At 59.0% G+C, this 5,216-nt stretch carries 4 protein-coding genes and 1 pseudogene; 2 read left to right on the top strand and 3 right to left on the bottom strand.

Features of this window, described 5'->3' with window-relative positions; translation table 11 throughout:
* From A3A5_RS0112250 to A3A5_RS44700, 3 genes and pseudogenes are all read right to left on the bottom strand, one after another.
* The coding region (locus A3A5_RS0112250; RefSeq protein WP_018310861.1) for a hypothetical protein at window positions 1–657 on the bottom strand (657 nt) is incomplete at its 3' end.
* Between the two features lie 12 nt (window positions 658–669).
* Window positions 670–987, bottom strand: coding sequence for an MmoB/DmpM family protein (locus tag A3A5_RS0112245; RefSeq protein WP_018309597.1), 318 nt, complete (start codon window positions 985–987; stop codon window positions 670–672).
* A gap of 19 nt (window positions 988–1,006) precedes the next feature.
* A pseudogene (locus A3A5_RS44700) lies at window positions 1,007–1,144 on the bottom strand (2Fe-2S ferredoxin); the annotation flags it as partial.
* 25 nt (window positions 1,145–1,169) lie between these two features.
* Here A3A5_RS44700 and A3A5_RS38360 point away from each other — a divergent pair.
* A complete protein-coding gene (locus A3A5_RS38360; protein ID WP_198293133.1) occupies window positions 1,170–3,794 on the top strand; it encodes a helicase-related protein in 2,625 nt (874 codons plus the stop codon).
* 13 nt (window positions 3,795–3,807) lie between these two features.
* Window positions 3,808–5,097 carry a hypothetical protein gene (locus tag A3A5_RS38355; RefSeq protein ID WP_018310858.1) on the top strand — a complete coding sequence of 430 codons (1,290 nt, stop codon included), beginning with the start codon at window positions 3,808–3,810 and terminating at the stop codon, window positions 5,095–5,097.
* Window positions 5,098–5,216 lie beyond the last annotated feature (119 nt).

The following is a 5,216-nucleotide window of genomic DNA, read 5'->3' as shown; positions in this document are numbered from 1 at the left end:
GACAAAGCATTCAGCCCAGTCCCATGCCACCAGCGCGTGTTCGACCAGCTTGCGCCAGCCCTGCCACGCCGGGTCCTGCTCCCAATAGCGGCGCTCGTCGGTGCCGAAGCCGACGTCGCCGAAGGTCTGCGACAATTCCCGCGTGCGATATGCCGTGTGCGTGACCCACCGCAGCGAGTCGGCAGTCTGGTAGGCGGCGCAGTTCGAGATGGTGGACGCCGGTGCCATCTGGGTCAGGTAGGCCGATCCCATTTGTAGCGCGTGAAACAGATAGCGCGCCGGGGTGTACAGCCGCGCCAGCGTGCCGGTCCAGGAGCACTCCAGCATGGAGTCGTGGCCGCGTTCGGAAAACTGGTCGAGCAGGCCGGACACATAGGTTTCCTGACCGTCCTGCAATAGGTTGTAGGTGCGGTAGACGAGTTCGTCGGGATCGCGGAACGCATTCCAGTCAGGGTGTGACAGAGGGGAAGCGTTGCGGTGACGCTTGAACCACTGTGCCATCTCAAAGTTTGGGTCGAGCTCGAACGGCGCGTCGGGGTTATCGGTCGTGTAGTGAAGGTTCGTTGAGACGATCTCATACTCGCTCGGCTTGCGCCGGCGCGCGGCCAGGTGGCTCCAGGTTTTCAGCGGCTTGAGGACGTCGGATCGCGTGGTCATGCTCGTCTCCGGTTACAGCATCTTTTCGTAATAGAAGCGGACGTAGTCATCCGTAGTCTCGATACGTCCCGCAAAGGAGCTGAGGTTGACCTCCAGCTCAGACATCCTGAACGGGCGGCCCAGCGCGTCTTCAAGTGTGGCCCGGCGCAGGATCAGTTCGCCGTCGGTGTCGATGCGCACGTATGCGCGCTTGTCGTCGACGCGAATCTCCTTCCCCGGATTGTCTTCCCGCGCGGCGTCGATGACGCCCGATGTGATGCTGCTCGCGCGCAGGATGGGGCCGACCCGGTTGTTTCGGTATGCTTCAGCGGTGTTGTGGTCCCTGCTCATGATCGGTTCCTGTGCAATATCAGCAGTTGGCGAACAGTGGCTCGACGCCCTCGACAGCGATGAGGATGTCGTCGCCATCAACCTTGACGGCATACTCGGCAAGACGGCACCAGCCGGGATTGAGGCCCTTGCCCGTGTTGGCATCGAAGATCCACTGTGGGCCAGGTCCCCAGAAGAGCCGTTTGGGCGTCCCGTTCGAGGCATGGTTGTCGATGAACGCAGCAATGGCTAAGGTTGCCGCCGGAAAGGGCTATGACGAGTGGCGTCTCTTTCAGCTAGCCTTCATACTCGCTTCTATTCCGGCCTTTGCGACACGCATTCGCGAGTTTCACGACTTCTACACCCCCGAGGTTGCCAAGCATGCCGACGCCGTCACCCTACTGTACTTCTCCACTGGTGGCGGCAAGTCCGAGGCGTTCTTGGGCCTGCTCGTTTTCGTGTTGCTGCTCGACAGACTGCGAGGCAAGCTGCGAGGTGTCTCTGCCCTGATGCGCTATCCACTGCGGCTGCTAACTCTACAACAGGCGCGGCGAACCTTCACAGCCATGGCTGCAGCTGAGGAAGAGCGGTACCACCGCGGCCACCCAGGCGAGCCGTTCTCCCTTGGGTTCTGGGTCGGCGGAAGCAACACCCCGAACTGGCACACCACCGAAGGCTACACGGATGTGGACACGGTACACGATGTCGCACCTTCGGCGGAGGTTTCCCACCGGGAGACTCAGCCATACAAGAGCGCCCGCGAACGGTGGCTCAAGCTTTCAAGTTGCCCGTTCTGTGGTAGCAAGAGCGGCAGCATGTTGGCGCTGCGCCGTAAGCTCGGAGGAGGCGGGAACGCCTTGGGCCACTACTGCACCGCGCCGAAGACCAAGTGCTCATGGAATGAGCGTTTCGATGAACCGACACCGCTGCCCTTCTATATCGTCGACGAGGACATTTACGACCTCGCTCCGTCGGTGCTCCTTGGCACGGTGGATAAGCTCTCCGCGCTTGGGCAGTCGCAGGGGACCATCCGGAAGTTCTTCGGCATGTTCGGCTTTGCGCCATTCACAGAAACGGCCACAGGTCGGCTCTATGTCCCAATGCTAAACAAGGACTGGGAAGGGCGTCCGGATGCGGGCACAAAAACGCTCTTCCCGACATACGAAAAAGGCGAGAAGCTCTTCTTTGACCCATTTCCGTCGCTGCTAATCCAGGATGAAGCACACCTGCTGGACGAATCGCTCGGCACATTCTCGGGCCTCTTCGAGTCTGCCCTTGAGGCCGCTTTCGACCAGCTTGCACATCTGTACAACGGTGAATTGGCGTACGAGCCTGACTCCAACGAGCGTCGCCGGATCAAGGTCATTGCCGCCTCCGCAACCGTGAGCGAGCCGCAAAGGCAGATGCGCAACATCTATCAAAGGCAGAATACCGTCCGGTTTCCGTATCCTGGGCCGGACCTCTATAGCTCTTTCTATGCGGCGCCCAAGCAGCCTGACGATACGCCCGATGACCAGGAACGCGCTTCGATTTCGGAGTCCGAAACGGAACTGCGAAGCCGATGGGCTCGCGTCTACGGCTCCATCCTGACAAATGGCCACCGACACACCGTGTCAATGGCCTCCGTCCTTGGGCACTACCATCTCGTCATCACAAGCCTATACGAGCGGTTGCGAAGCGAAGACGTGGGACGCCAGGAATCGGCCCGAGAGGAACTTGTCCGATGGGTGTCGCCTGGGCCGCTGCAGGCGCAGTTCACCCGGCTGTTGAAAGCCGCGGACCCTGCCGTATTGCTGACGCTAGTGGACCTGCACCGCATCGCGCTCACCTATGTCACGAACAAGAAGGGCGGCGACCAGGTCATTGACACCGAGAAGACGCAATTCGAGAAATTGCATGAGGCCGCTGGCATCTCAGGGCAGCTGCTAGCGTCCGAGCTCATATCGGGAGCCGTATCGGCGGCTGAGATTCAAGAAGTCGTCCGCCGAGCGGAGGCGCGGGTTGCGGTCGACAAAGAATTTCCAGATCTCAATGACACCTTGCGATCCGTCATCGCGACCTCAGCGATATCGCACGGCGTCGACGTCGAAGAGTTCAACGCGATGTTTTTTGCTGGCCTTCCATCGGACATTGCGGAGTACATTCAAGCCTCTTCGCGGGTGGGTCGAACCCACGTTGGCTTTTCCCTTCTCGTACCGGTGCCGCAGCGCTATCGGGATCGCTTCGTCCTCGAGATACACGACATCTTCCACCGCTTCCTCGAGCGAATGATTCTTCCGGCCGCCGTAGACCGTTGGGCCGAGAAGGCTCTCGTGCGTGTCATGCCCAGCTTCTTCCAGGAGTACGTCTGCGGCATAAACGCAATTGAGGCGCTGTGCGCAGCCGACGACCCAGCCAAGCGAAATGTTCCGACCAACTCCATGGCGGCCGACGCTAGAGCGTACATGTCGTCTCCGGCCAACGTGAAAGCGACGGAGGCCTTCATGGAGAAGGCCCTTGGCCTGCATTTTATGCCTTCGCCCGAAGGCAAGAAGTACTACAAGGCACTTCTCAAAGGCCAGCTCAACCATTACCGGCAGGACTTGGATGTCGACAAGTTCGTCAACGCCACGAAGCTGGTTAAGTTTTTTGAGGTGCGTGATACTCGCCTTCGTCGAATGACGTCCCTCCGAGACGTGGACCAGCCCGGCTTCATCCGAGAGTCAAGCATCGATGCGGCATCAAAGAGGGTTGCCCCTGGGGCAACCGCTCGTGTGATGACTTTCATCCGCAAGGGGTCCGGGGCGGACATCGACGTTACGGACCCTGAAACCGAAGCAAAGAGCTGAGGAAAGCACCACCATGGAAAAAATAAAGACCCCAGCCAAGAGCAAGGCTACGTCAATGGAGAAGAAGGAGCCAAAGGCGAAAGTCATGAGCCGATCGCGAAATCAGCTCGCGACCTCCTACGCGCCGGAGAGCTTCTTCACATTCGAGGGAGGATTGGGAGCCTGCATTTCCCGCTCATCGGCGGGCGAATACATCCAGCTCTCGGACACGACAATTTCGCTAATTTACGAGCGCATGAATGAGCTCGGGCGTGCTTGGTTCGAAGCCGCAATGGGTGCCAGAGCCACTGACGTCAAGCAGCCGGAGGTGATGCCTGTCCAGTGCGTCGAAGCGGCGCTGCTTGATGCCGACCGCGCGAATTTCTTACTTCCTGGCGTGGACCGCTTCTATCTATGCCGCCCGTCGCACATGGAATACACGCCGGCGCCCTTGGCCTTTGTCTGTCGCACATGTGGCCTTTTCCGGGACTACGATGACCTAAACGAACTCGACAAGGATCTGCCGTACTTGGCCCCGGACCATTGCCAAGACCCCAAAAAGGCTCGGAAATGCGATTGGGAGCAGCTTGACGTCATCTTCGTCCACTGGTCAGGCAATTGGGAGCAGCCATTCCCAGGCCAGTGGCAGTGGAGCGACAAAGAGGCCAAAGCTGTCAAGCGACGCGATATCTGCATCTGCGGCAGTCAGAAGTTCCGCATCAACCGTCGTTCACCCGCCATCGGAGACTGGTTCTTCACCTGTGCCGTTTGTGATAAGCCGCTGTCACAAAAGTGGCTTCAGAACGACGAAGATACGCTGAGGATGCTTGGAAACCTGAATGATGCGCAAGGACTGACGGAGGTTCGCATGCAGGCGGCCCCGTACCGGGCGTCCAGCGCCTATTACGTCAAGTCGGACCTCTTCATTGACTTCAAGGACGGCAATCAGCAGCTTTTGACCAGGCTGAGGCCCGGTCGCAAAGAGGAGCTGAAGGACTTCATTGCGAGCACGTATGGCTTTGCTGTGCAGTCCATCACTGACGAGGACGTTCGCAAGGCGTGTGAAGGCAAGCCCGAATGCACTAAGGAATTCGCGAATTATCTCAGTGCGGTGGCTACCATCGCCCAAGCCAGAGAGCAGCTTGAAAAGGACTTGGTGCCGGAGGGTATGAAGCCGATGGTTCAGAATTTTGTGGACACGGCCATTATCGCTAGTCTTACTGTGTCACAAGAGAAGTCGTTTGTTTGGCCTCCGACAGCACGGACACATGGCGAGTCTACCAATCAAGAGAATGCTGAGTTGGTGGCGGATCGTGGTGATTGAATCAGCCACGTGTCGCTGGGCGCGCTGGGCTGCCCCGCGGGATGTAATCTGCGGAAAGCGCAGGCGTTTGGCGTGCAATGAAGTTTTTTTTGGCGCCGACTAAATCGCCGGTGGTAATA

The sequence above is a fragment of the Cupriavidus sp. UYPR2.512 genome (assembly GCF_000379565.1).
Classification (GTDB): domain Bacteria; phylum Pseudomonadota; class Gammaproteobacteria; order Burkholderiales; family Burkholderiaceae; genus Cupriavidus.
The sequence above is the reverse complement of the archived record's forward strand: the minus strand, read 5'-3'. Positions and strand labels throughout refer to the sequence as shown.